Annotated in this window: 27 protein-coding genes and 1 pseudogene; 14 read left to right on the top strand and 14 right to left on the bottom strand. The window is 66.6% G+C overall.

Annotated features, from left to right (window positions below; all coding sequences use genetic code 11):
* Positions 1-219 precede the first annotated feature (219 nt).
* Positions 220-843: a riboflavin synthase gene (locus LTT66_RS25820; protein ID WP_233061003.1), complete on the bottom strand. Its 624-nt coding sequence runs from the start codon at positions 841-843 to the stop codon at positions 220-222.
* A gap of 567 nt (positions 844-1,410) precedes the next feature.
* Between LTT66_RS25820 and LTT66_RS25815 the strand changes: the two genes are divergently transcribed.
* Positions 1,411-1,881 carry a hypothetical protein gene (locus tag LTT66_RS25815; protein WP_233061002.1) on the top strand — a complete coding sequence of 157 codons (471 nt, stop codon included), beginning with the start codon at positions 1,411-1,413 and terminating at the stop codon, positions 1,879-1,881.
* A gap of 6 nt (positions 1,882-1,887) precedes the next feature.
* Here LTT66_RS25815 and rpe read toward each other — a convergent pair whose 3' ends face one another.
* Positions 1,888-2,544, bottom strand: coding sequence for a ribulose-phosphate 3-epimerase (gene rpe, locus LTT66_RS25810; RefSeq protein WP_181720931.1), 657 nt, complete (start codon positions 2,542-2,544; stop codon positions 1,888-1,890).
* A 96-nt stretch (positions 2,545-2,640) separates the two neighbouring features.
* Here rpe and LTT66_RS25805 point away from each other — a divergent pair, with 96 nt between their 5' ends.
* Both LTT66_RS25805 and LTT66_RS25800 read left to right on the top strand, forming a co-directional pair.
* Entirely contained in the window at positions 2,641-3,063 is a 423-nt protein-coding gene (locus LTT66_RS25805) for an ATP-binding protein (protein WP_181720894.1), read from the top strand.
* Positions 3,063-3,947, top strand: a complete 885-nt coding sequence (locus tag LTT66_RS25800) for an RNA polymerase sigma factor SigF (RefSeq protein ID WP_195064223.1) — start codon at positions 3,063-3,065, stop codon at positions 3,945-3,947. Before LTT66_RS25805 ends, LTT66_RS25800 begins: the two co-directional genes overlap by 1 nt.
* Before the next feature lie 6 nt (positions 3,948-3,953).
* On the opposite strand, the gene LTT66_RS25795 is transcribed toward LTT66_RS25800, so the two are convergent.
* From LTT66_RS25795 to LTT66_RS25775, 5 genes are all read right to left on the bottom strand, one after another.
* Positions 3,954-5,627, bottom strand: a complete 1,674-nt coding sequence (locus tag LTT66_RS25795; protein WP_233061001.1) for a transcription antitermination factor NusB — start codon at positions 5,625-5,627, stop codon at positions 3,954-3,956.
* Positions 5,624-6,547, bottom strand: a complete 924-nt coding sequence (gene fmt / locus LTT66_RS25790; protein WP_233061000.1) for a methionyl-tRNA formyltransferase — start codon at positions 6,545-6,547, stop codon at positions 5,624-5,626. Before fmt ends, LTT66_RS25795 begins: the two co-directional genes overlap by 4 nt.
* Complete coding sequence (gene def / locus LTT66_RS25785) at positions 6,547-7,113, bottom strand: peptide deformylase (protein WP_043693757.1); 567 nt, start codon at positions 7,111-7,113, stop codon at positions 6,547-6,549. The genes fmt and def overlap by 1 nt, the downstream gene beginning before the upstream one ends.
* Before the next feature lie 560 nt (positions 7,114-7,673).
* A complete protein-coding gene (locus tag LTT66_RS25780; protein WP_233060999.1) occupies positions 7,674-8,447 on the bottom strand; it encodes an alpha/beta fold hydrolase in 774 nt (257 codons plus the stop codon).
* 168 nt (positions 8,448-8,615) lie between these two features.
* Entirely contained in the window at positions 8,616-8,897 is a 282-nt protein-coding gene (locus LTT66_RS25775; protein WP_233060998.1) for a MerR family transcriptional regulator, read from the bottom strand.
* A gap of 179 nt (positions 8,898-9,076) precedes the next feature.
* Here LTT66_RS25775 and LTT66_RS25770 point away from each other — a divergent pair, with 179 nt between their 5' ends.
* Genes LTT66_RS25770 through LTT66_RS25760 form a run of 3 tightly spaced genes read left to right on the top strand, consistent with a single transcriptional unit; the run spans position 9,077 to position 10,066 of the window.
* Positions 9,077-9,385: a PadR family transcriptional regulator gene (locus LTT66_RS25770; RefSeq protein ID WP_233060997.1), complete on the top strand. Its 309-nt coding sequence runs from the start codon at positions 9,077-9,079 to the stop codon at positions 9,383-9,385.
* Entirely contained in the window at positions 9,382-9,738 is a 357-nt protein-coding gene (locus LTT66_RS25765; protein WP_233060996.1) for a DUF1048 domain-containing protein, read from the top strand. The genes LTT66_RS25770 and LTT66_RS25765 overlap by 4 nt, the downstream gene beginning before the upstream one ends.
* A 1-nt stretch (position 9,739) precedes the next feature.
* Entirely contained in the window at positions 9,740-10,066 is a 327-nt protein-coding gene (locus LTT66_RS25760) for a DUF1048 domain-containing protein (RefSeq protein WP_233060995.1), read from the top strand.
* Between the two features lie 293 nt (positions 10,067-10,359).
* Here LTT66_RS25760 and LTT66_RS25755 read toward each other — a convergent pair whose 3' ends face one another.
* The 4 genes and pseudogenes from LTT66_RS25755 to LTT66_RS37140 all read right to left on the bottom strand — a co-directional run bounded on the left by LTT66_RS25755 (position 10,360) and on the right by LTT66_RS37140 (position 12,345).
* Positions 10,360-10,638 carry a hypothetical protein gene (locus LTT66_RS25755; RefSeq protein ID WP_233060994.1) on the bottom strand — a complete coding sequence of 93 codons (279 nt, stop codon included), beginning with the start codon at positions 10,636-10,638 and terminating at the stop codon, positions 10,360-10,362.
* Positions 10,639-10,756: 118 nt separating this feature from the next.
* Positions 10,757-11,125 carry a KUP/HAK/KT family potassium transporter gene (locus LTT66_RS25750; RefSeq protein ID WP_233060993.1) on the bottom strand — a complete coding sequence of 123 codons (369 nt, stop codon included), beginning with the start codon at positions 11,123-11,125 and terminating at the stop codon, positions 10,757-10,759.
* Positions 11,122-12,091, bottom strand: a pseudogene (locus tag LTT66_RS25745) (KUP/HAK/KT family potassium transporter). Before LTT66_RS25745 ends, LTT66_RS25750 begins: the two are co-directional and overlap by 4 nt.
* A 50-nt stretch (positions 12,092-12,141) precedes the next feature.
* A complete protein-coding gene (locus tag LTT66_RS37140; protein ID WP_269821973.1) occupies positions 12,142-12,345 on the bottom strand; it encodes a KUP/HAK/KT family potassium transporter in 204 nt (67 codons plus the stop codon).
* A gap of 380 nt (positions 12,346-12,725) precedes the next feature.
* On the opposite strand from LTT66_RS37140, the gene LTT66_RS25740 reads away from it, so the two are divergent.
* The 3 genes from LTT66_RS25740 (at position 12,726) to LTT66_RS25730 (ending at position 16,129) form a co-directional block, all read left to right on the top strand.
* Positions 12,726-13,544 (top strand): alpha/beta fold hydrolase, encoded by an 819-nt coding sequence (locus LTT66_RS25740; protein WP_233060992.1) that lies wholly within the window; start codon positions 12,726-12,728, stop codon positions 13,542-13,544.
* Positions 13,545-14,197: 653 nt separating this feature from the next.
* Positions 14,198-14,986, top strand: a complete 789-nt coding sequence (locus tag LTT66_RS25735; protein ID WP_233060991.1) for a CPBP family intramembrane glutamic endopeptidase — start codon at positions 14,198-14,200, stop codon at positions 14,984-14,986.
* A gap of 180 nt (positions 14,987-15,166) precedes the next feature.
* Positions 15,167-16,129, top strand: a complete 963-nt coding sequence (locus LTT66_RS25730) for a DUF389 domain-containing protein (protein ID WP_233060990.1) — start codon at positions 15,167-15,169, stop codon at positions 16,127-16,129.
* A gap of 148 nt (positions 16,130-16,277) precedes the next feature.
* On the opposite strand, the gene LTT66_RS25725 is transcribed toward LTT66_RS25730, so the two are convergent.
* Positions 16,278-16,604, bottom strand: a complete 327-nt coding sequence (locus LTT66_RS25725) for a potassium-transporting ATPase subunit C (RefSeq protein ID WP_408638673.1) — start codon at positions 16,602-16,604, stop codon at positions 16,278-16,280.
* 173 nt (positions 16,605-16,777) lie between these two features.
* On the opposite strand from LTT66_RS25725, the gene LTT66_RS25720 reads away from it, so the two are divergent.
* Entirely contained in the window at positions 16,778-18,082 is a 1,305-nt protein-coding gene (locus LTT66_RS25720; protein ID WP_233060989.1) for a serine hydrolase domain-containing protein, read from the top strand.
* Positions 18,083-18,169: 87 nt separating this feature from the next.
* Here LTT66_RS25720 and LTT66_RS25715 read toward each other — a convergent pair whose 3' ends face one another.
* Complete coding sequence (locus LTT66_RS25715) at positions 18,170-19,735, bottom strand: serine hydrolase domain-containing protein (RefSeq protein ID WP_233060988.1); 1,566 nt, start codon at positions 19,733-19,735, stop codon at positions 18,170-18,172.
* 361 nt (positions 19,736-20,096) lie between these two features.
* The gene (locus LTT66_RS25710; RefSeq protein ID WP_233060987.1) at positions 20,097-20,423 is read right to left on the bottom strand and encodes an ANTAR domain-containing protein; all 327 of its coding nucleotides are present in this window, start codon (positions 20,421-20,423) and stop codon (positions 20,097-20,099) included.
* 434 nt (positions 20,424-20,857) lie between these two features.
* On the opposite strand from LTT66_RS25710, the gene LTT66_RS25705 reads away from it, so the two are divergent.
* From LTT66_RS25705 to LTT66_RS25690, 4 genes are all read left to right on the top strand, one after another.
* Positions 20,858-21,223: a MerR family transcriptional regulator gene (locus tag LTT66_RS25705; RefSeq protein ID WP_233060986.1), complete on the top strand. Its 366-nt coding sequence runs from the start codon at positions 20,858-20,860 to the stop codon at positions 21,221-21,223.
* 186 nt (positions 21,224-21,409) lie between these two features.
* A complete protein-coding gene (locus tag LTT66_RS25700) occupies positions 21,410-21,637 on the top strand; it encodes a hypothetical protein (protein ID WP_233060985.1) in 228 nt (75 codons plus the stop codon).
* Between the two features lie 149 nt (positions 21,638-21,786).
* Positions 21,787-22,485, top strand: a complete 699-nt coding sequence (locus tag LTT66_RS25695; RefSeq protein WP_220135264.1) for a helix-turn-helix transcriptional regulator — start codon at positions 21,787-21,789, stop codon at positions 22,483-22,485.
* A 91-nt stretch (positions 22,486-22,576) separates the two neighbouring features.
* A complete protein-coding gene (locus tag LTT66_RS25690; RefSeq protein ID WP_195095332.1) occupies positions 22,577-22,954 on the top strand; it encodes a VOC family protein in 378 nt (125 codons plus the stop codon).
* Positions 22,955-22,957 lie beyond the last annotated feature (3 nt).

Below are 22,957 nucleotides of genomic sequence, written 5' to 3'. Positions count from 1 at the left end.
ACGAAATGGATCCGATCGCGAGAGACGATGGGCAGGTGCCCCGCATGCCCGTCGCTCCGGGGTGTTCGGCGGGTGGGCGAGCACTCGCGGCTGCCGGATTGCGGGCGTGAAGGCTTTTGTCTTCGCCGATTCCCGGCACTCCGCGAGGGCGTGAGCGCTTCGCACGCGCCCCCGTCACGCACCCTCGTCCGGCGCGGACGGGGACGAGCGGGGTCACGGCTAGCCGCGCTGCTGGAGGCGTTCGACGTACTTGGCGATCACGTCGACTTCCAGGTTGACGGTGGTGCCGACGGTGGCGAAGCCGAGGTTGGTCAGCGAGAGTGTGGTGGGGATGAGGGAGACCTCGAACCAGTCCCGGCTGCCGGTCTCGGCGGGTTCGTCGAAGACGCCGAGCCCGGAGACGGTGAGCGAGATGCCGTCGACGGTGATCGAACCCTTCTCCACGACGTAGCGGGCGATGTTCTCCGGCAGCGAGATCCGGACCACGTCCCAGTTCTCCGACGGGGTGCGCGAGAGCACGGTGCCGGTGCCGTCCACATGTCCCTGGACCAGGTGGCCGCCGAGCCTGCTGTTCAGCGCCGCGGCACGCTCCAAGTTCACCTTCGAACCGACGTCCAGCTTGCCGATGCTGGAGCGGTTGAGCGTCTCGGCCATGACGTCGACAGTGAACGAGTCTCCGCCGACCACGTCCACGACGGTCAGGCACACCCCGTTCACGGCGATCGAATCACCGTGTCCGGCATCGGAGGTCACCAGCTTGCCCTTGATCGTCAGCCGCGCGGCGTCGGTCAGCCGCTCGCTGGCGACGATCTCGCCGAGCTCCTCGACGATGCCTGTGAACATGTGCTTCGACTCCCTGTCGCGTCGTTGTCCTCGAGTTCCGGAACAGTGCGAGTCCCGGCCGCTATTCCCGCGCCCTCAGCCTAACGACGCCGGGTCGTAGGAGATAGCGCCGTTCCCCGGTTCGCGCGCAGACCGGCCGGCTCCGCTCCTCCCGGGCAGCAAGCAAACCGCCGGGCGGGGAGAGCCCGCCGGAACCGGCCGGTCCCATGGAAAGTGGAACAAAATATCTCCACACGCGCCGCACTCGCCCGGCCATACGGGATCGGGTATTCGTTCGGCACCTTTCGGCGTACCGCGCGAATTAATTATTCCCGAGGTGCCCGATTCATTGTCGATACCCGAAAGAAACACGGTCATAACGCAGTTTCCGCGCGCCTGCGAAGCGCGAAAGCGATATCGTTATGCGGCTGACTTCTCGTGTTCAACTTTTCCGCACAAGTAGTTCGATGCGCCGCTCTACCTGGGCCCACGGCGTACATCCGCGCGGCCCGCCGCACGACTTCACTACTCGAGAAAGCCGGAGACGACAGTGGGACAAATCTGGTCGGACACAGTGGGGGGCGCGGTGTGACCACTTTTCTCGATTCGACGCCGGAAGTTCGCTGCCTGCGGTATCGCCGCGAATTCCAGCTGCCCGCATCGATGGATCCCGGTTCGCACCGTATTCTCCTGCACATCGGCGTCGACTACGGCGCGGTCACCATGCCCGCCGAACTCGGCGAGCAAGTGCTGCGACGACTCGTCCAGGACGGAATCGCCGGACCGGTCGTCGACCACCCGCGAGCCAGGCACTGGACCTTCCTCACCGGCCCCGCCGGACCCGACGCGTTCAGTCCGGCGGTCTCGGCCGAATTGTTCCGGCTCTACGCGGCGGTGGCCTGCGCGGGCAGTCAAGTGGTGCTGCCCTCACCGGACGACGAGCGCACCGGATACCGCGTCTGGATACGGTCGCCGGAGACCGGGGCACGCCGCCCGCCGCTCAGCGCAGTGATCGCGACGATCCGCGCGGTCGCGGCGCGCAAATCCCGAATCGGATAGAACTTTTCAGCGTGCCCACGCCGAGGCCGCCTGCCTGCGCAACTTCTCCACGGTGGCCCCGGGATCGGCCGTGCTGTAGACCGCGGACCCGGCGACAAAGCAGTCCACGCCCGCCTCCGCGGCCGCCTCGATGGTGTCGGCGTTGATGCCGCCGTCGATCTCGACCAGCAGCCGCAGCTCACCGGCATCGACCAGGTTGCGCACGATGCGCGCCTTCGCCAGCACGTCGGGGATGAACGACTGCCCGCCGAAACCCGGTTCCACGCTCATCACCAGCAGCGTGTCGAATTCGCGCAGGATCTCCAGGTACGGCTCGATCGGCGTGCCCGGCTTCACCGAGAGCCCCGCCTTGCTGCCCGCGGCGCGGATATCGCGCGCGACCGCGATCGGATCGTCCGTCGCCTCGGCATGGAAGGTCACATTGTGCGCGCCCGCCTCGGCGTACGGCGGCGCCCAGCGGCCCGGATCCTCGATCATCAGGTGGCAGTCCAGCGGGATCTCGGTCGCCTTCAGCAGGCTTTCGACCACGGGAAGTCCGATTGTGAGATTCGGCACGAAGTGCGCGTCCATCACGTCCACGTGCAGCCAGTCCGCGCCCGCTACGGCGCCCGCTTCGTCCGCGAGGTGCGCGAAGTCGGCGGAAAGGATGGACGGGGCGATCATCGGAGCGGCCGGACGAGGGTAAGTCGGGTTGGACACAACGCCGGAGTCTAACGGTACCGAGGATTGTCCTGGGTGGGAGTGGGTAGCCTGCATAGGGTGATCAATATTTCGGCGGAACAGGGGCTCTACAGCACCCCGGTGGAGATCAGGGTGGCGGCGTCGGTGACACAGCTGCCCATCGTGCGCGGGCTCGCCGAAACCCTCGTCCTACTCAGCGAATTCACGCTGGACGAGGTGGCCGACATCCGGCTGGCCGTCGATGAGGTCTGCTCGACGCTGATCGCGGTCGCCGCCCCGGAAACGAGCCTGAACTGCCGGTTCACCGTCGGTGACACCGAACTGCTCGTCCGGGTCGAGGGCATCGCGGAGAAGCCGGGACTGCCCGACCAGCGCAGCTTCGGCTGGCACGTGCTGCGCACCCTCACCGACACGGTCGAGGCCACACAGGATTCGTTCGATGCGACGGTCTCCGGATATCCGACGACGGTCGAGTTCCGTCGGGTCCGGGGGAAGGCGTAGTGGCGGACGAAGAAACCGTGTTCGACGCACAGCGCGACGACGACTCCGACACCTTGACCGCGGAGGACGCCGTCGAAGACAGCGAAACCCTGGAAGACGAAAGCGAAACCCTGGAAGCGGCCGGTGCGGTCCCCGGGTACGACGACGTCGGCTTGCTCTTCGAGCAGATGGCGGGCAGCGAACCCGGGACGGCGCGGCACACCGCCTTGCGCGCGGAACTGATCAGCCGCTGCATTCCGCTCGCCGACCACATCGCCCGCAAGTTCAGCGGACGCGGTGAACCGTTCGATGACCTGACCCAGGTGGCGCGGGTCGGTCTGGTGCACGCGGTGGATCGTTTCGACGTGGAGCGCGGCTCGAACTTCCTGTCGTTCGCGGTGCCGACCATCATGGGCGAGGTCCGCAGGTATTTCCGCGACCACACGTGGGCGATGCGGGTGCCACGCCGGGTCAAGGAGACCCACCTACGCATCGGCGCGGCGATCGACAGCCTGTCGCAGACCCTCGGTCGCTCGCCGACGGCGAAGGAGATCGCCGCGGAGCTCGACGTCGATCCGGACGAGGTCACCCAGGCGGTGATCGCGGGCAACGCCTACCAGCCGAGCTCGATCGACGCGGCCACGCTCGGCCGGGACACCGACGCCTCGCTGCTGGACACCCTCGGCGAGGAGGAGTCCCAGTTCGACCGCGTCGAGGAGTACGTCGCGATCCGGCCGCTGTTGGCCGGGTTGCCCGAGCGGGAACGGCGCATCCTCACCATGCGGTTCTTCGAATCGATGACCCAGACCCAGATCGCGCAGCAGATGGGCATCTCGCAGATGCACGTCTCGCGCATCCTCGCGAAAACCCTTGCCCGGCTGCGGGAACAGTCCAGCCGGGAATGAGCGGACTCAGCGCGGCTTGCGCAGCGCGGCCAGGAACATCGCGTCGGTGCCGTGCCGGTGCGGCCACAGCTGCGCCCCCGGCCCGTCACCGACATCGGTGACGCCGGGTAGCAGCTCTCGGGTGTCGAGTTGCTCGGCGCCCAGGCGGCGCACGGCGTCGGCGACGACCGACACGGTCTCCGGCAGGTGTGGCGAGCAGGTCGAGTACAACACGACTCCACCCGGGCGCAGCAGATCCCATGCCGCGGCGAGCAGTTCGCGCTGCAATACGACCAATTCGCGCACGTCGGCCGGGGTGCGCCGCCAGCGCGCCTCGGGCCTGCGGCGCAGCGCACCGAGTCCGGTACACGGGGCGTCCACCAGGATGCGGTCGTAACCGGGAGTCAATCCACTGGCCCGGCCGTCGGTGACGTGCACGTCGACCGGCAGGTCGTGCACCGCCTTGCGCACCAGTTCGGCGCGGTGCGCGGCGGGCTCGACCGCGTCCACCCGGAAGCCGTCGATCGCGGCGATCGCCCCCAGCAGCGCGGCCTTGCCGCCCGGTCCCGCGCACAGATCGAGCCAGCGCCCGGTGTCCGGACCTTCCAGCTCGGCCCTGGTCAGCGCCAGGGCCACCAACTGGCTGCCTTCGTCCTGTACGGCTGCCATGCCCGCGCGCACCGGCTCGAGCTTTCCCGGATCCCCGCCGTCCAGGTAGACCGCGTACGGCGACCAGCGCCCCTCCGCACCACCGGTGACCAGCGCGAGTTCCTCCGCGGTGATGTCGCCGGGACGGGCCACCAGATGCACCAGCGGCCGCGCGTCGTCGGCGGCGAGCACCTCGCCCAGTTCCGCCGCTCGCGCCCCCAGCGCGTCGGCGAACGCCTGCGCGATCCATGCCGGATGCGCGTACTCGAACGCCAACCGGCCGACCGGGTCGGCGGGCGCGAGCGCCTCGACCCACTCTTCCGTTGTCCTCTCCGCCGCCCGCCGGAGTACGGCGTTGACGAAACCGGCCTTGCCCGCGCCGGATTCGGCGCGCGCCAGCGCCACCGAGGTGTCCACGGCCGCGTGCGCGCCGATCCTGGTGCGCAGCAACTGATAGACGCCGAGCCGGAGCACGTCCAGCAGGGGGCCGTCGATCTCCTCGATCGATCGGCCCGCGCCTTCGGCGATCACCGCGTCGAGCAGGCCGAGGGAGCGGCACGCGCCGTAGGCGAGTTCGGTGGCCAGTGCGGCGTCACGCCCCGACAATCCCTGTTCGCGCAGCAGCGCGGGCAACACGAGGTTGGCGTAGGCGTCGCGCTCCCGGACCGCACGCAGCACATCCCTGGCGACCGACCGCGGCGGATCGGCGGGCGACTGACGCGGTCGCCCGGCGACCTTGGGCCCCTGACGCGCGGGGGTTTTGGACCCGGAAGCCGGGCGCCCGGCGGAGGAACGGTCCGCTCGACCCGTCGCCGCGCGTTGTCCCGTGGAGCCGCGCCGTTCGTCGCGGTCGCGGCCGCCCGCCTCGGCTCGCCCGCTGCCGGAACGCTGATCGGCTGCCCGTGGCCGGCCTGCACCGTTGCGGTCACGCCGAGGGCCGCCCTGCGCGCGAGCCCGGCCGGACTCGCCCGAACGATTCGGCGCGGGGCCGCGTTCGTCGCGCCGCCGGTCGCGTGCGTCGTCGCCGCCGGCCCGATTGTCCCGCGGCGTCATTCGACCACCGCGCCGGGCTGCAGGCGGGCGCCGCGCGCCCAGTCGAGCGCGGCCATCATGCGCTTGCCTTGCGGCTGCACCTGGTCGAGCCGGACGGCGGTGGTGGCGGTACCGACGAAGACGCCGGACTTGCGTACCTCGATCACGCGCTCCGGCAACTCGTCCTCGACCAGCTCGACCGGTCCCAGCTTCAGCCGCGTGCCGCCGACCTCCGTCCACGCCCCCGGAGCCGGGGTGACCGCGCGAATCCGCCTGCTGATGGCCAGCGCCGGTTGATCCCAGCGCACGTGCCCGGCCTCGACCCCGACCTTGGGCGCGTACGACACGCCGTCGGTGGACTGGGCGACCGCCTGCAGTGTCCCGTCCTCCACTCCGTCGAGCGTCGCTTCCAGCAGACGGGAGCCGCTGTCGGCCAACCGCTGCAGCAAGGTGCCCGCGGTGTCGGTGACGGCGATCTTCTCGGTCACCATGCCGAAGACCGGCCCCGTGTCCAGCCCTGCCTCGATCTGGAAGGTCGAGGCGCCGGTGATCTCGTCGCCCGCATCGATCGCCGCCTGCACCGGCGCCGCGCCACGCCACGCGGGCAGCAGCGAGAAGTGCAGGTTGATCCAGCCGAAACGCGGGATGTCGAGCACCGGCTGGGGCAGCAGCGCGCCGTAGGCGACCACGGGGCAGCAGTCCGGCGCGAATTCGGTGAGTTGCGCGATGAATTCCGGCTCCGACGGCCGCCGCGGGGTGAGCACCGGGATGCCGTGCTCGTCGGCCAGTTGACCGACGGGCGACCTGGTCACCTTCCGGCCGCGCCCCGCCACCGCGTCGGGCCGCGTCACGACGGCGATCACGTCGTGACGCGCCGATTCCAGCAAACGCCGCAGCGACGGAACCGCCGGCTCCGGTGTCCCCGCGAAGACAACGCGCATCAGCGGACGACCCCGAACGGGTTGGGCCGCCCCGCGCCGCTCATCGAGCGGGCCGGGCGCACCGTCGTTCCCGCGGCGAACCAATCGGATTCGCGAATCACCCGCATCGCCTCCTTGCGCTGGGCAGGGTCGAGACGATCGATGAACAGCACACCGTCGAGGTGATCGGTCTCGTGCTGCACGCACCGCGCCAGCAGGCCCTCCGCCTCGAACGAGACCGGCGCGCCGTCGACGTCCACACCGGAGGCGCGCACCCGCAGCGCCCGGCGCGTGTCGTAGCGCACTCCGGGAATGGACAGGCATCCCTCCGGGCCGACCTGCTCTTCGTCGCCGACGACCTCCCACTGCGGGTTCACCAGATGCCCGGCGGCGTCGCCGGTGTCGTAGACGAACACCCGCAGCCCGACCCCGATCTGCGGCGCGGCCATCCCGACCCCGCCGTCGTCGTGCATGGTCTCGGTCAGGTCGGTCACCAGCTGCCGCACATCGCGGTCGAACGCGGTGACCTCCGCGGCGCGGGCACGCAGGATGGGATCGCCGAACAGGCGAACAGGCTGGATGGTCACGGCTGGCTCCCGGAAGCGGACGAATACGGTCGCCCCATTCTAGTGAGACGACCGCAAATCCCCGATTCACCGGGCAGAAGCTGGTAGAACTCCTATGCGGTCCGGGCGGGGTGTCGATCCCTCCGCCCGGCCGCCCGGAAAATCCCTGGTCAGCGACCTGTCGGTGACACCTGACCTGCTTCTCACCTGCAGGTTCACAACACGTCGATGCATTTCACTACCGCACGTAACGAGAAAGTGGTGACGGCGTCACCACCAACGGGCCAGGTCAAGCGATGCGCATCCCAGCAGGCGATACGTGTAGATCGCCCCCACGATCGAGGCTTCAGTGGGTATCGGGTGTCAGCGGTTTCATGGTTGGGTCAGCTGCCCCGTAGCGTGCCGCAGGAGACCCGGGGGGGGTGACTCGTGAACCGTCTGTCGTCCTTGCGATTGACTTGCCGGCAGGGGCGAGGATTCACAGGCCGATCGGCGGGGCAGCGCAGACGATGCCGTAGGTGCGGCCGTACACCGCCCCGGCGTGCACCCTCTCGGCTGGTGGCCACGCGGGTCGGTCCTTGTCATCGGGGCTGCTCGCGGTCAGGCCCGCCGACTACGCGGACGGCCTCGGCGATGGCGCGGAAGTCCTTGCGCAGGATGTTGCCGTGGTTGCTGGGGACCTTGGCGTGGATTTCGATGTTCGGGTTGCGTTCGACCACCTTGTGCAGGCTGGCGCGGATGCGTTCCTGCGAATCGCCCTTGCTGCCGAGCGAGGATCCGGAGGCGTTGACATATCGGGTCGGGACGGTGAGGTTGTCCATCACCGGGCCCAGGACACGTTCGCGGGCGATCTCGCCGACCTCGATGTTGCTCTCGGCCATCTGTTCTGCGGTCATCCGCGGTGCCATGCCGATCGGGCGTAGCAGCGGCATCACCCAGCTCAACCGCCGCCACAACTTGCGCATCGCCTCGATATCGATCTCATCGATCCAGTCGTTCGGTTGTGCGCCCTCGACCAGGACCGCGCCCACGGTCCGATCGGGGTTGCGGCTGGCCCAGTGCGCCGCGACGAAAGCCCCGTAGGACCAGCCCACCACCAGCGCCCGCTGCACGCCCCTGGCCGCGAGCACGGCGTCGATATCGGCGACGTTGCTTTCGAACGAATAGTCGGATGACGTCCCGGATTTGCCGCGGGCTCGCATGTCGTAGGTGATGTGACGCCAGTCCGGGCCGAGCTCGGCGATCACGCGTCGCCAGTTCCGCTGTGTGGCGACGTGGCCATTGATGTAGAGCACGGGGATGCCGGGCCCGCCGGTATCGGTGACAGCGAGGGCCGTGTCTGCGACCGTCACCATGCCTGTCCAGGTAGCGGTCGGGTCTGCTGTGGTCTGGCGGCGACTGTTCATGTGCTTGCCTTTCGAGAATGCTTATACGCAGATGTATACGCACGGGGATCGGTCGAGGTATGCGCTGACGGGACGGGTGGTGGATGGCTGGAAGCGCGGACGGCCCAACCCTTGGGGTCAGCCGCCCAGGACGCGTTCGACATGGGCGAAGTAGTCGAGCAGATCTCCGACCTCGGTCGGCGGTAGGCCTGCCCCGGTCAGCGCCCGGACCTGTACGAGCCGCAGTAGCTTCGCGGGTCCGTATCGCCGGCAGCCGGAACTGTCCAGCTCGGGTTCGTCGAGTAGACCGAGCCGGCGATAGCTCCGCACCGTCGTTACCGCGATCCCGACGAACGCCCGCTCGATCGTCAGGACGATGCCTTGCGACTCACCTTCGGGCATCTCTGCGGTCGAGCCCATGCTTCACCAACCGTCGAACAACTATTCACTGACACTGACTACCACTATACAGTAGCACTAAGTAGCGGTTGGTCAGGGCTTGCTTCTCGGCCACTACTCTGTGTTACAGTTTAGCGGTAGTCAGCGCCACTGAATAGTGGTCATGATCGAAGGAGGCCGCCACGGACAACTTGACGGAGATGCTCAAAGGCACGCTCGAAGGCTGTGTCCTCGAGATCATCGCCACCGAGGAGACATACGGGTACGCCATCACGCGCCGGCTGAACGAACTCGGTTTCGCCGACGTCGTAGAAGGAACGGTTTACGCGATCCTGGTGCGATTGGAGAAGAACGGGCTGGTCGACGTTTCGAAACGACCGTCCGAAGTCGGCCCGCCACGCAAGTTCTACGCACTCAACGACGCCGGGCGTGAAGAGCTCGCGACGTTCTGGTCGAAATGGGAGTACATCTCCTCGCGCATCAATCAACTCAAGGGAACCGAACGATGAAATTCTGGGAGACGATCACGGGAAGCGATCTGACCAGGGAATACAAAGCCTTCGAAGCTCGAGCCGAGACTCTCCCGGCCGAGTATCGGGCGGCGTGGGCAGAGATCAAGACCCACCTTTCGCCCTACTCCGACCTCACAGGTCGCAACTTGATGCCGATCCTCGATGGCGTCCTGGGCCTGCTCGAGGAAACAGCAGCGGAGGGACAGAGCGTCCACGAGGCCTTGGGCGAGGACATCAAAGGCTTCTGCGCGGCGATCGCCGGCGAAGAAGGGGCGAAGAACTTTCGCGACAAGTGGCGCGAACAGTTGAACAAGAACGTGACACGAAAACTCGGCCGGCTAGGAGCATGACGTGGGTATTCGCGACATCATCGAAGGCAAGCGGGAGTGGCGGGCGCACGTGGCGCGCGTCAAGGCGCTGCCTCCCGACTACAAGATCGTCTACGAGGAGAGTCAGAAGTACTTCTTCAAGATCGGGCCGGTCGAACTGGTCGATGGAAGCCTGCTCTCGAACATGCTCGACTTCTTCGAGGAAGGGGTCGCGGCCGGTAAAGGAGTGCTGGAACTCATCGGTGACGACGTCGCAGCTTTCTGCGATGACCTGGTGAAAGACTCGCGAACCTATGCCGACGTCTATCAGGAGTCCATCAGCACAGACCTCGACAAGAAAAGAAGATGACCGCCGGAGCCGGCTGCTAGGCGACCCCAGCCCGGCACCGGCTCGGGGGGCGAGCGCCTACCGTCAGCGGAACACCATCTCCTGACAGTGGCGCAGGCGGGTCAGCGGCGTTGGGGTAGCCCGTGGCCGCGAGCGATTCCGTTGCCATCTCGACATCTCGAGCCGCGCTCAGGCACCAATCCTGTGCAATGAACGAACACGACCAGACCAGGTGTCGGAGCGTGTTCGGGTGGAGACGATCGGCTGCTGGCTATTCCCCGGTCAGTTCGTCGAGCAAGTCGGCGGCGTCGCTGTCACCGTCGGCGGCGGTTGCGTTCAGAGGCGAGTTGAACGAGTTCATCGGTCGCATCCTGGTTTCCGGCGGCGGCAAGGCGTTGTAGTTCGGTGGCGTCACCGCGCTCGGCCGCGAGCTGAACGAGTTCATCGGTGGCAGTGCTGTTGCCCTCGGCGGCAAGCTGCCGAAGTTCGGCCATGTCGCCGTTTTCGGTGGCCGGCTCGATAAGTTGCGCAACCGCATCCGCATCTCCTGCAGCGGCTCGGTTGCGCAGGTCGGTCAGCTCCGCATCGGTCATGACCACAAGCGTATTCGTGCGCCGCAACGGATGAGATCGTCGGTCCGATCTGGCTCAGGCGTTGGCGAGGCGGTTGGAGGTCGACGGTCAGCATCAATACGTCGTCGTTTTCGCCGGGTTACACCTCGACCTGGGAGCCCATGATCACGGTCCGTTCGCGGGGCAGCCCGAAGTAGTCGGCAGCGTCGGAGGTGATGAAGGAGGTGGCGATGAACAGGCGTTTATGCCAGGCAGCCATGGTGCGCGCGTCGCCTGTCTTCAGTTCGATCTTGGACAGGAAGTAGGAGGCGTCGTCCACCGAGATCGGGCCTTCGGTGCGGGCCGGATCCAGCCGACGCAAAATGTGCGGCACGTTGGGAGGCTCCATGTAGCCGTGATAGGCGGTGACGTGGATGATTCCGTCCTCGGTGTAACCGACGGCATCGATGCCGACACGGTCGGCTTCGGCGACACGGGGAACGGGCTGGGTCTCCAGCGACAGGATCACGACGTGTTCGTGGAGTACGCGGTTGTGCTGAACAGCAGGGTCGTGATGGTGATCGTCGCGGTCACCGCCATACCGAAGGCGTAGGCCAGCGCCGCCGAAGACTGAAAAGCGAAAACCAGGGTCAACACCGACACCATGAGCAGCCAGTTGATCCAGGGAACGTAGATCTGCCCGATGGTCGATTCCGAGGTGTGCGCGATGCGCAGCCTCGGCAGATACCCCAGCTGCACCGCTTGGGAGGCCACCGAGAAGGCGCCGGTGATCACCGCTTGGGAGGCGATCACTGTCGCGGCGGTGGCCAGCAGCACCAGCGGTAGCCGCGCCCAGCCGGGAGCGAGCAGGAAGAACGGACCACTGACGGTGGCCTGGTCACTCAATATCAGTGCGCCCTGCCCGATGTAGCTCAGAGTGCAGGCCGGCAGGACCAGCCCCAACCACCCCAAGTGATGGCCTTGCGTCCGGAATGCCCCATATCGGCATACAAAGCCTCGGCGCCGGTGACCGAGAGCACGATCGCGGCCAAGGCGAAGAACGCGATGTGGAAATGCCCGACAGCGAAACTCGGCGCATAGGTCGGCGACAGTGCCTTCAAGATTTCCGGATGTCGGAGGATCCCCGCGACGCCGAGGGTGCCGATGGCCAGGAACTACACGATCATCACCGGCCCGAACAACCGCCCCACAGCGGCGGTGCCACGCCGCTGAACAGAGAACAGGTCAATGATGGTGACCACCGTGATCGGGATGATCAGGTTCTCCAGGTCGGGTTCGACGATCTTCAGCCCCTCCACCGCCGAAAGCACCGAGATGGCGGGCGTGATCATGCTGTCGCCGAAGAACAAAGCGGCACCGAATATTCCTACGCCGGCCAGGACAGCGGCGGCGCGGCGGCCATGCGTTCCGCCGAGACGCCGAAGCAGCGTGATCAATGCCATGATCCCCCTTCACCGTCGTTGTCCGCGCGCATCACCAGCGAGATATAGGTGAGGGTGACGATGATCATCACCGACCAGAAGATCAGCGAGCCACTCCGTAGACGTTGGCGGTACTGACCGGGACCGGATGCGGATCCGCCGGATTGAACACCGTCTGCAAGGTGTAGATCGAGCTGGTGCCGATATCACCGAACACCACCCCCAACGCGCCCACCACCACCGCGGCACGCACCGGGCCACGACCCGCTGTGTGCGCCGGTGAACCGGCCTGCGTCTCGGTAACCATATGCCGTGCTCCTTCTCAACTTGGGCCCGCACCGTTTCGTGCCGTAGACGCGATCGAAGTCGACAAGACACCGGGACCAGCCCTTCGCACCGGATGCCGACCGCTGAAGTCTCAGCGCCGCCCTGCCCGCATAACCCAGCCGGGCGGAGGACAAGCACCACAGGTGAACCCGGAAAATTGTGGGTCGGTGCCGACCAGTGCCCAGGCGACCAGTCGACCTGCGACCAGGAGCCGAGACCGCCTGCCCTGCACCGCACAACTCTGGTGTTGCCGTAGCCGGCAGCAAGCCCGTGCAGCGTCCTGGTCTGGTGTGAACAGGTGGCACAACGTGTCAGGCTCGTGTCAGGGCGCTGTCAGGCCAGACGTTGACGGTTATTGCCATGACGAAGAACAGCACCTCCTCGAATGCCTCGACCTGGACGGGCATGGTGTCGGTCGACGACACGGCGCTGGCCGTGACCGATACCGGTGGCCCCGGCCGACCGGTCGTCTATCTGAACGGCGCCTACGCCAGCCAGCGGCCTTGGCGGCCGGTGATCGATGAACTCGGCAGCGATTTCCGGCACATCACCTACGACGAGCGGGCCCGCGGCAAATCGAAGCGGTCGGCGGACTATTCCTTCGAGGCGTCGTTGCGAGATGTGGATGCCGTTCTCGCGGCGCGGGATGTGCAGCGGCCGCTGTTGGTGGGTTGGTCCTACGGCGGGATTCTCGCGTGGCATTGGGCCGACCGCAATCCCGACCGTGTCGCGGGGGTGGTGACCGTGGATGCGGCACCCTACGGGTTGACCGGTGACGAAGGACGGGCGCGGATCCGCAAGCTGTTCCGGCGGATGCGGTTGGTGCTGCCGCTGGCGCGTCCGCTCGGGTTGGCCGCGCGGATGAGCGCCGACCAGCATGCCGAGGTCAACATCGATGCCAATGAGGTCGCCGCGGCCAGCGTGCCGGTTCTCGAACGTCTGACCTGTCCGGTGCGGTTCGTCCTGGCCACGGGTGACGGCCTCGGCACCGGCGGCGGGGAGATGGAACAGGTGCGGGCCTCACTCGATCCGGTGCTCGCCCACAACCCGAACGTGAAGGTGAGCGCGAAGGTCGCCAGCAACCACGACAAGATCCTGCGCAAGGACTTCCGCGCCGTCGCCGCGGCTGTCCGCGAGACGGTAGCCGCCGCAGACCAGCAGGGTTCGCCGAGCCGATAGCCGCCGGGCTGGCGCACCCCGGCCGGGCTGAGCAATCCGGACATCCCGGGCGCCGGCCCTGCCGGATCCACTTGAACCAATCAATCGACTTTCGCCACAACACCTTTGAGGAAGCCGCCCGCCATGCCTATCACCTTGACCGACCAGGACAAGGCCACCCTGCAGACCGCCGCCTACGGCGCTGTGTCACTGATGTCTGCCACCGATGCCACCGGCTCGCCGCACGACGGCAGGTCATAGCGAAAGTTGCGGCTGTGAGTAGCTGCGCTCGCAGCCACTCACAGACCAACACCTTTTCCGTCGGCGAGTCTTTCCTGTGCAGACGGCAAGAATGCACGTGAGTTTGCGCTTCGAAAAGCAAGTTACCTGCCCCCTGGTCGGCGTCCTGGACGGCCCCGCCGTCCTGCCGCAGGCGGGTGAGTAGGTCCCGTCCGGGCACAGGCCACGCAAACCGTCGACGGTCGGGGATCGGAGGGCAGCGTGTCACGACTGAACGGCGCTGCTATGGGACATGACACGCGGCGCGGATGTACAGCGCACATGACGACAGCCCGAACCTGCCATGTCCTGACCGCCTTTTCTGCCCGGCTCGGTGGGCACTTTCCGACTCATTCCACGTACCGCAATCACGAACAGTCAGAGGAATTCTCGACATGCGCGCCCTTGAAGATACTCGACCGAACCGAGTAGTCCAGCAGTTGCTGAGCGACCGCCATTGCCTGCCGCTGTCGGTCGCGTTGCATCTCGTCCCCGGCGTCCTGATCGTCGCCGCCTACCTGCTCATCGGTGAACCATTCGTCAAGGCCATCGGATATCCGGTCCTCATGGGCTGGGCGATCGCCCTGTGTCTGGTTCTCATTCCGATCCTGGTGGGACTGCTGTGGCTGGGACACAAGCGCAACGGCCACATCTCGCTACGCGGCGTGCTGCACTACACCGACAAACCCGTTCCGCGCGGGAAGCTGGTGGTGATGGTCATCCCGCTGATCGTGTGGATGACGGTGCTGAGCTTCGCGACAACGCCGATGAATCGCTTCTTCCTCGAAAACTTCTTCACATGGGTTCCGTACACGGACGGCGCCGGAAGCGCCACCGCATTCCTCGACGGATACTCGTACTCCATCATGCTCACCACGATGGTGATCTGCCTGCCGCTGACCGGAATCTCCCTCCCGCTCATCGAGGAGCTGTACTTCCGCGGTTTCCTGCTGCCCCGCATCGCCCACCTCGGCGGTTGGGCGCCTCTGGTCAGCACAGTCTTGTTCTCGCTCTACCACTTCTGGTCACCGTGGGTGTTCGTGTCGCGGGTGATCTTCATGTTCCCCGGGTTCTGGTTCGCCTGGCAGAACAAAGACATCCGGCTATCTATCGGGATGCACGTCGGCGTCACCTCGATCGTGGCGACGTTCGGCACCATCGCCGTTGCGCTGAATGTCATCTAGTGCTCCTGCAAATCACCTCTCTTGCCCCCGAGGGCGTTCAAATGCCGGGATGTGATGGGCCTGCCACCGGTTCACCGGGGAGATCCACTGGAGGCCGGAGTTGATGCGGTCGACCAGGCTTAGTCGTTGTTTGAGGCGGATGGTGCCGATGCCAGCGGAAAGACGCGGCACACTATCGGGGTGTTGCGACTGCGAATGCTGGCTCCGAGCGAGATGACCGATGACGTGATCCGAATTCTCGAACAGGACGATGCCGTCAGCGGCCTGGCGGTGATGCGCGGCGCGGCGCTGCGGCCCAAGGGTGACATGCTGGTGGCCGAGGTGGCGCGCGAGGCGGCCAACGACTTGATCCAGCGGTTGCGCGCGATCGGCCTACATCGGGTGGGCACTATCGAGATCGAACCGGTGCGTACCTGGCTGTCTCGCAGCGGATTCGATTGCGAGGTACGCACCCCCGGTAGCAGCGCAGACGCAGTGGTATGGGCTGATGTGGCCCAGCGCTCGTATGAGGAAACCGAGCTGAACTGGACCTATCTCAGTTTCATGACCTTCGCCACCGTGATCGCCGCGATCGCGATCGTGCTGGACAGTCAGATTCTGGTAATCGGGGCGATGGTCCTCGGGCCGGAGTTCGGAGCCATCGCCGCACTCGGAGTCGCGCTGGTACGTCGCCGATTCGCCTTGTTCGGGCTCGCTGTCCGCACACTGCTGCTCGGCTTCGCCACCGCGATCGCGATCACCTTCACCCTCGCGTTGCTCGGGCGCGGGCTGGGCTGGATCACCGTGGAAGACGTCACCGGCCCACGCCCCGGGACAGCCTTCATCTACACACCCGACAAATGGTCGTTCATCGTCGCCGTCGTCGCTGCCGCCGCCGGAGTGCTGGCGCTGACCTCCGCCAAGGCGGGAGGACTGGCCGGCGTTTTCATCTCTGTCACCACCGTGCCGGCCGCGGGCAATATCGCACTCGGCGCCGCTTTCGGTGTCGGTTCGGCGGTCTGGGGCAGCGCCCTGCAACTCGTGGTGAACCTGTCCGGAATGGCACTGGCAGGGTGGGCGACGGTGGCAGTGCAGCAGGCGGTGTGGTCGCGAGTATCCGTGCGGCGTGCCAAAGCGATGAGCACGCCTCGTCGGATGCTGTAGACAGCAAGTGGTCGGTCTCGTAGCGATTGCTCGCGAGATCCGAATCATCGGAGAAGTCGGTCTTCGGACTGTTGCGACGGCATCTCTGTCTGCGGTTCGCCACATCTGAAGAATTCACGTGGTGACAGACTTGGTCGCCGAGAACTCCTCAGGTGACGGCGGACCGCAGAGTTCGCCGTAGCCGCTTGGCGATGCGAGCCACCTGGATGGCCGCGTACTCCAGGGAGATGTGCGGGTCCAACCCGCTGCCGCTGGCGGTGACGGCGGGCACCGCTGGGGCGATGGGAGCATCGCCGTGGATCGGCACGATGCGGCCGGCCGAGTAGTTCCGGCCGGGTTCGGCGCATTCGACCCGCACGCCCCGATAGGTGTGCAGGAACGGCGTCGCCGGGCATGTCTGGTTCGCGCTGACGACTTCCACCGGCGGCGATACATCTCCGGCGGCGTCGCCGACGGTAGCGGCGATCGACGACATTCCTGGTCGACATCCACTCCTCCTGCGCCAGGCGGCTGCGGTGATCACGCAGGTCCGCCCCCTACAAGTAGGGGCACCCAAGGTGGTAACCGGGGGTGAGGTGGGGGCGATGAGCCAGGTGGAGTTCGTCGAGAGCGGAGGCCGGTGTGGGTCGAGGTATGAGAAGCATTGTGGTGGCTGCCATTACGGTGACCACGTCGATGCTGGGGATTGGTGCACCGGTAATGGCGCAGGCCGGGCCGGACGGGCTGAGGCATTGCGCGGTCAGCAGTGGACGGGCACCCGAAACGGCGACGCCGGAGGAGGTCGGACTCGATTCGGCGGCGCTGCGCCAGGCGGTGGCGCTCGCGGCGGATTCGACGCGCACGACGCTGCAGATCTTTCGGAACAATTGCCTGATCGCGACCGGCCCGAACAACGCGCGGGCCGCCGGTGTGCCGTGGAATCTCTGGAGCAGCACCAAGAGTGTGGTTTCGATGGTGGCCGGGATCGCGGTGGACGAGCAGCGGCTGCGGCTCGATGACCCGATCGGCGCCTATCTGCCGCCCGGACTCGGCGATGCCGGCCATCGCGCGATCACGGTGCGGAATCTGCTCATCGAATCCAGCGGCATGCAGGTGGCGGTGGCCTCCGAGGGCATCACCGGGCTGGCGCAAATCGACCCGAATGTGGTCGCGCAGGCGTTGGCGATGCCGATCGACCAACAGCAGGGCGCCGAGTGGCGCTACAGTCAGCGCGCTGTCGATCTGCTCGCATACGTCATCCAGCGTGCGGTCGACGAGGACTTCCAGGCCTACGCGCAGCGAAAGCTGTTCGATCCGCTGGGAATTCCGCCGACCGACTACTTCTGGGGGCGTGACCGCAGCGGAAACACTTACGGATACGCGCATCTGCTGCTGCCACCAGACGATTTCGCCAAGCTCGGTCTCCTGCTCACCAATCGCGGCCAGTGGGGCGATCATCGGATCATTTCGGCGGATTATCTCGCGCAGGCAAGCCGGCCCGCCCCGACGAACCCGTGCTACGGCTTCCTGTTCGTCGTGAACGGGCCGGACTGCGCCAACTACTTTCCTGGTCTGCCGCCGGATGCGATGCAGATGTCGGGAATGATGCGCCAGGACAACTTCGTCGTGCCGAGCCTTGGATTGATGGTCAGTTGGACCGGCGTCACGGTTCCGGGGAGCGCGTTGAGCTTCCCGCACGATGTCCTGCGTGCGGTCGGCGCCGCGTTCCGGGAACCCCGCATACCCGCCGCGGCGCCCTACGAACAGCAATCGGATGTCCAACTGTCCGATCCGATGATCTCGAATCCGGACGCGACCCTCGCCGCACTCGGAATCGGCCCGATGGCCTACCCGGGCTGCAACCCGCTGTCCTGCCTGGGCAAGCCCATGTCCGCGCCGTTCGCGAATTGGCCACCGGGCTGCTTCATCCTCGGCTGCGTCGGCCCCCACCCCGCGACCCCTGGAATTCGCTAGCGGCACAACATGGATAGGCGGTCCCAGTTCGTGCTCTACCGCATATAGGGCCTGTGACATGTCCGGGTCGCCGGTGTGCGGCGCTGTCTATCGCGTCGGCGCGGCCGGGTCGGAAGACGCGGTTCGGCCGTCGCCGAACACCTCGTTGACCAGACGTTGCGTCGCCTGCTGAAATGGCACCGCCAGTGAGAGCGCGGCATCGTCCACGTAGTTCAGCGCGGCGGTCAGGGTCTTGCTGCCGTCGGGGGTGCTGAACATCATCGCCGCGTGGCCCGCGGCGCCGCCGTTGTGCGTGATCACGGTGCCACCCAGGCCGGTGTCCTGTACGAAGACCCCCAGGCCGTAACCCATGTTCGGGATGGGTGTCGGGTGCGGGGTGCACATCTGGTCGAGCAGCTCGGCCGGCAGGAGCTTGCCGCTCATCAGTGCGGAGATGAATGTGTGCAGGTCGCGGGTGGTCGAGATCATGTCGCCGCCGCTGGAGATCCAGGAGGGGTTGTGGCGGGTGACATCGACCGTCTTCTGCTCGCCATCGTCCTCGTACCGGTAGTAGGCGTGCGCGTGCGGCTCGGCGATCTCGGTCTGGGTGGTCGGTGCCACGGTGCCCGACAGTCCGAGCGGTCCCAGGATCAGCCGGTGCATTTCCTCGGCGACCGAGCGGCCGGTGACCTTCTCGATCAGCAGCCGGGCCAGCACGTAGTTGGTGTTGGAGTAGCTCCAGTCCGTGCCGGGCTCGAACCGCGCCGGCTTGGACAACGCCAGCCGCACCAGTTCCTCCGGCCGGTAGCTGTGGAATCGGTTGTCCACCCACTGCTTGCCCGCAGAGGTGGCGGGAATGCCCGGCACCACAGTTCCGTCGGGGTAGTACTCGCCGGTGAAGTTGAACACCCCGCTGGTGTGCTGCAAGAGCATTCGCACTGTGATCCGCTCGTCGAGCTCGAACTCGGGCAGGTAGTCGGCCACCGGGGCGTCCAGGGCGAGCCTGCCCTCGGCCACCAGTTGCAGCACCAGGGTCGCGGTGAAGGTCTTGGTGTTGCTGCCGATGCGGACGTGCCCGTCGATCGGCGGCTCCGCGGTCCCGCCCAGCTTGCTCACCCCGGCGCTGCCGACCCACTCGCCTCGCTCATCGTGCACACGCAGCGTGATTCCGGTGATACCGGAATCAACGATATCGGCGAGGGCCTGCTGCAGTAGCGGGAAATCCAGTGCGGCAGCACCTTTCGGTTCCACTATGCTGTCCGCGGTGACCGCCCCGTTGGCGTCGAGCGCGGCAGTGATCTTGCGGGCCATCGCGGTCGTGGCCGGGCTGGGATCACCCTTGCCTGCCTGACCGGCCGCGTCGACGGCGATCAGCACGGTGGTGCGGAAGTTGTCGGCCTCGACCGGATCCTGTGCGGTGAGCAGGGTCATCGCCGCGGTCAGGGCAGGCAGCACCTGGTCGGCGAGTTCGGCGACGGTCTTCCCGTTCAGTTCGATCTCGGCGGACTTCGCCGCGAGGACGTGCCCGACCGGACCGGTCGCCGATGTCAGGGCGATAGCGGCACTCGTGCCAGCCCGGTGGGGCGTGCCGGTGGCGGCCATCAGCGACACCGCACCGTAGGCGGCCGTGCGCAGGGTGTTCTCGTCCCGGTCGGTCAGGGTGAGGGTGGACACGATGGTGTCTCCTTCGGATCCGTAGTGAGGCAATCCGATCGAACGGACCGCTGTGCTGTTGACACCGAAACTGTCGCCGACCCGGCTGTCACCGGCCTGACGTCGACCTGACACGCCCACTGACACAGCGCTTCACCCGGTCGCCCCAGGCAACCCTGGCCATCTCGTCGCCGGCCGAATCCACGAGCAGCCGTGAACCGACCCGCCTGCGCGCTACTGGTCAGTCCTCACGAACATCACGTAATCGGCCATGACAAGACGTAGACGAGAGGCGACCGGGGGCACGCCGCCCACCCGGTTCTGCCGGATGGGCACCGGCACGCGGACGACGAACACCTGCACCGACTCTCATCACGCGTCTTCATCGAGCGTCACGGGTGGGCCCCAGCGGCGGGGCCGAGCTGTCGCGCGGTGGCGGCGGTCCGAGCATGATCCGGTCCAGTTCAGCGCGCAGCTGACCTACCGTGTGCTGTCCACTCGAGCCCGGGAGTTCGGTGACGATCCGCTGGGCCAGCGCGTGCACGTGCACGTCGGTGTTCTGCGAACACGACCGCAGCAACGCGAACGCTCGCTCGTCGCCGATTCCGTACAGCAACATCACAATGCCTTTGGCCTGCTCGATCACCGCACGAGTGGCCTCGAACGCGAACCGTTCGACATCCTCCGGCGGCCTGGGCTCGGTATCCACACCCAACGCCTACCCGTCATGCGCCGTGAAGTAAACACTCTCACCTGAAGGAAAAAATCTACACCGAGGGATGTAGACATTCTGAGAGACGCGGTATACAGTCTCTGTCGTTGGAGATGAGAAGTCTGGTTGGCCGGGCAGGTGAACTGCCCGGAAGCAAGATTCCGTCCCCTCCGGCGGAGAAGAGAACCTGGTGCAGTCGGCCGGACCGCCGGAGGGGATGACGAAATACCGCAGACAAGGTTCGTCGATCCGGGAGGTGGTCGCTGAGACAGTTACCGATATTCCTCCGCGCCCGGGAAGAAGTGCGGGCGCGGTGTTCGACGCCGACCCTCATGGTCGGCGGATGGAATTGAAGTCAAACCCCTTCGAAAGTCCCGAGGCCCCGGCGCACAGTGCGCCGGGGCCCGATGGCGTTGACCACGAGAGGTGTTGTGGACCCACAGAACACGAACCCCACCAGCGGCTCCAGTGCCGAGGACCGGCTCGATGACGACGACTACCCCGCCTACAGCATGGGCCGGGCCGCGGAAATCCTCGGCGTCACCCCTGCCTTCCTCCGCGGCCTCGACGCGGCCGAGCTGTTGACACCGCAGCGCTCCGACGGTGGGCATCGCCGCTACTCCCGCTACCAACTGCGCCTGGCCGCACGGGTCCGCCAACTCGTCGACGACGGCAACACCCTCGAGGCAGCCGCCCGCATCGTCATCCTCGAAGACCAACTCGCCGAAGCACAACGCCTCAACACCGAACTCCAGCACACCCTCGACCAGCGCAGCGATACCACTCACCCCGAATGATCCGGGTACCGGTTACGCCTCCGAGCTGATCGCTGAGCCGCGGCCGCAAATATTCCCTGCACATCGCGTGCGCTCGCCTACGCCGGGTATCACGTTCGCAGGGCGAACATCGCACACTCGATTGCACCCGATTCCGAGCAGACCGCTGCGCTACGGCCACGGTCCGGACGATCGAAGGAGAGCGTCATGTCGGCGCGACACCGCACGTATCTCGTCCGTCTCGACCCTCATCTCCACCACGAAAGTGCGACTCGTCAGGGTGTTCGAGGGGCGTTCTTCGACTGGCTACAAACCGCCGACGCCGAGGTCGTCGAACTGTGCGGCGCCGATCGCGTCGTCATCTCCTCCGCACCGGACGTAGCCGACCGGATCAGAGACCTCGCGTACGTTCTGGCCGTCGAGCCACACGAATAGCGAAACGCTTGCGCGGTCGAGGTGCGGGCTGCGCGACGTCACCGATGCCGATCCGCCCGTCAACGGCGTCGGCCCCGTATGGACGCACGGGGTGGAGGCCGCTCGGTCGGCGGTCGGGATGTGTCGGTGTTCGGCGCTACGGTGACCGCGTGAACCGGACTGATCGGCTGTACGCGATAGTCGAAGAGCTGCGGGCGATCTCGCCGCGGCTGCGCAGCGCGCGCGAGTTGGCCGCGCGGTACGAGGTGAGCGTCCGGACGATCGAACGGGATATCTGCGCGCTGCAGCAGGCCGGTATTCCGATCTATGCCGATGTCGGCAGGCGCGGCGGGTACGCGCTGGACAAAAGCATGTCTTTGCCGCCGCTGAATCTCACACCCGCGGAGACCGTCGCGCTGGCGGTCGCGCTGGCCCGCCATCGCGGTGGCCCGTTCGAGCGGGCGGGCCACAGCGCGCTACGCAAGATCGTGGCGGTGCTGCCGGAACGCGACGCGGTCGCCGCCCGAGATCTCGCCGCCCGGATCCGATTGCTGTCGGTCGACGCACAGCCCGACCGCGAGATCCCCGCGGTGATCGAACGAGCCATCGAAATCGGCAGAGTGCTGCGGATCGGCTACCTCGACCGGTCCGGCGCGCACAGCGAACGCTCGGTCGAGCCGTTCGCGCTGGTGCACGGGGCCAACGGCTGGTACCTGGCGGCGTGGTGCCGGCTGCGCGACAGTCCGCGCTGTTTCCGGCTGGACCGGATCACGTCGGTGGCGGCGACCGAACTGTCCGCGCCGCACCGCCCGTTCGACGGGTCGGCCTGGGACATTCCGGATGCCGGGCTTCGGGTCGTCGCGCTGTAGAGCCGATTCGAAAACACCGACAGGGGGTTGTCGCCGCGGCAGGAGATCGTGGTTCGGCAAGACCACGACCCCGAGATTCCGGAGACGATCAATGAGCACTCCCCCGTACAACACGGTGACCTGGTTCCAGGTCGGCAGCGACGAGCCCGAGCAGATCAAAAAGTTCTACGGCGAGCTGTTCGGCTGGTCTTTCAGCCCGTACCCGACCGACGACGGATACGAATTGGTCCACTACCCCGGCAGCGAGGCACCCAGCGGCGGTGTCGCGCACACCCCGGACAGTGCGGCCAATCACGCCACCTTCGTGGTGGTCGTCGAGGATGTCGCGGCCACCGTGGCAGCAGCCGAGGCGCTGGGCGCCAAGGTACTGACCGCGCCCGTCACAAGCGGGAACGGTCTGGTATCGGCCGATCTGCTGGACACCTCCGGCAATCATTTCGGCGTGTTCAGCCCCGCGCCCGCGGCGTGATCG

The sequence above is a fragment of the Nocardia gipuzkoensis genome (assembly GCF_021183645.1).
In the GTDB taxonomy this organism is placed as follows: domain Bacteria; phylum Actinomycetota; class Actinomycetes; order Mycobacteriales; family Mycobacteriaceae; genus Nocardia; species Nocardia abscessus.
This window is presented reverse-complemented; position numbering and strand designations above follow the sequence as displayed.

Excerpts from the sequence above, each read along its gene's own strand:
- LTT66_RS25795 (WP_233061001.1), bottom strand. The coding sequence starts at position 5,627 with ATGACGCCGCGGGACAATCGGGCCGGCGGCGACGACGCACGCGACCGG.
- LTT66_RS25780 (WP_233060999.1), bottom strand. The coding sequence starts at position 8,447 with ATGGTGACGGTCGCAGACACGGCCCTCGCTGTCACCGATACCGGCGGG.
- LTT66_RS25765 (WP_233060996.1), top strand. The coding sequence starts at position 9,382 with ATGAAATTCTGGGAGACGATCACGGGAAGCGATCTGACCAGGGAATAC.
- fmt (WP_233061000.1), bottom strand. The coding sequence starts at position 6,547 with ATGCGCGTTGTCTTCGCGGGGACACCGGAGCCGGCGGTTCCGTCGCTG.
- LTT66_RS25700 (WP_233060985.1), top strand. The coding sequence starts at position 21,410 with ATGTCGGCGCGACACCGCACGTATCTCGTCCGTCTCGACCCTCATCTC.
- LTT66_RS25770 (WP_233060997.1), top strand. The coding sequence starts at position 9,077 with ATGCTCAAAGGCACGCTCGAAGGCTGTGTCCTCGAGATCATCGCCACC.
- LTT66_RS25755 (WP_233060994.1), bottom strand. The coding sequence starts at position 10,638 with ATGACCGATGCGGAGCTGACCGACCTGCGCAACCGAGCCGCTGCAGGA.
- LTT66_RS25725 (WP_408638673.1), bottom strand. The coding sequence starts at position 16,604 with ATGTCGTCGATCGCCGCTACCGTCGGCGACGCCGCCGGAGATGTATCG.
- LTT66_RS25735 (WP_233060991.1), top strand. The coding sequence starts at position 14,198 with ATGCGCGCCCTTGAAGATACTCGACCGAACCGAGTAGTCCAGCAGTTG.
- rpe (WP_181720931.1), bottom strand. The coding sequence starts at position 2,544 with ATGATCGCCCCGTCCATCCTTTCCGCCGACTTCGCGCACCTCGCGGAC.
- LTT66_RS25740 (WP_233060992.1), top strand. The coding sequence starts at position 12,726 with ATGACGAAGAACAGCACCTCCTCGAATGCCTCGACCTGGACGGGCATG.
- LTT66_RS25775 (WP_233060998.1), bottom strand. The coding sequence starts at position 8,897 with ATGGGCTCGACCGCAGAGATGCCCGAAGGTGAGTCGCAAGGCATCGTC.
- LTT66_RS25820 (WP_233061003.1), bottom strand. The coding sequence starts at position 843 with ATGTTCACAGGCATCGTCGAGGAGCTCGGCGAGATCGTCGCCAGCGAG.
- LTT66_RS25690 (WP_195095332.1), top strand. The coding sequence starts at position 22,577 with ATGAGCACTCCCCCGTACAACACGGTGACCTGGTTCCAGGTCGGCAGC.
- LTT66_RS37140 (WP_269821973.1), bottom strand. The coding sequence starts at position 12,345 with ATGGTTACCGAGACGCAGGCCGGTTCACCGGCGCACACAGCGGGTCGT.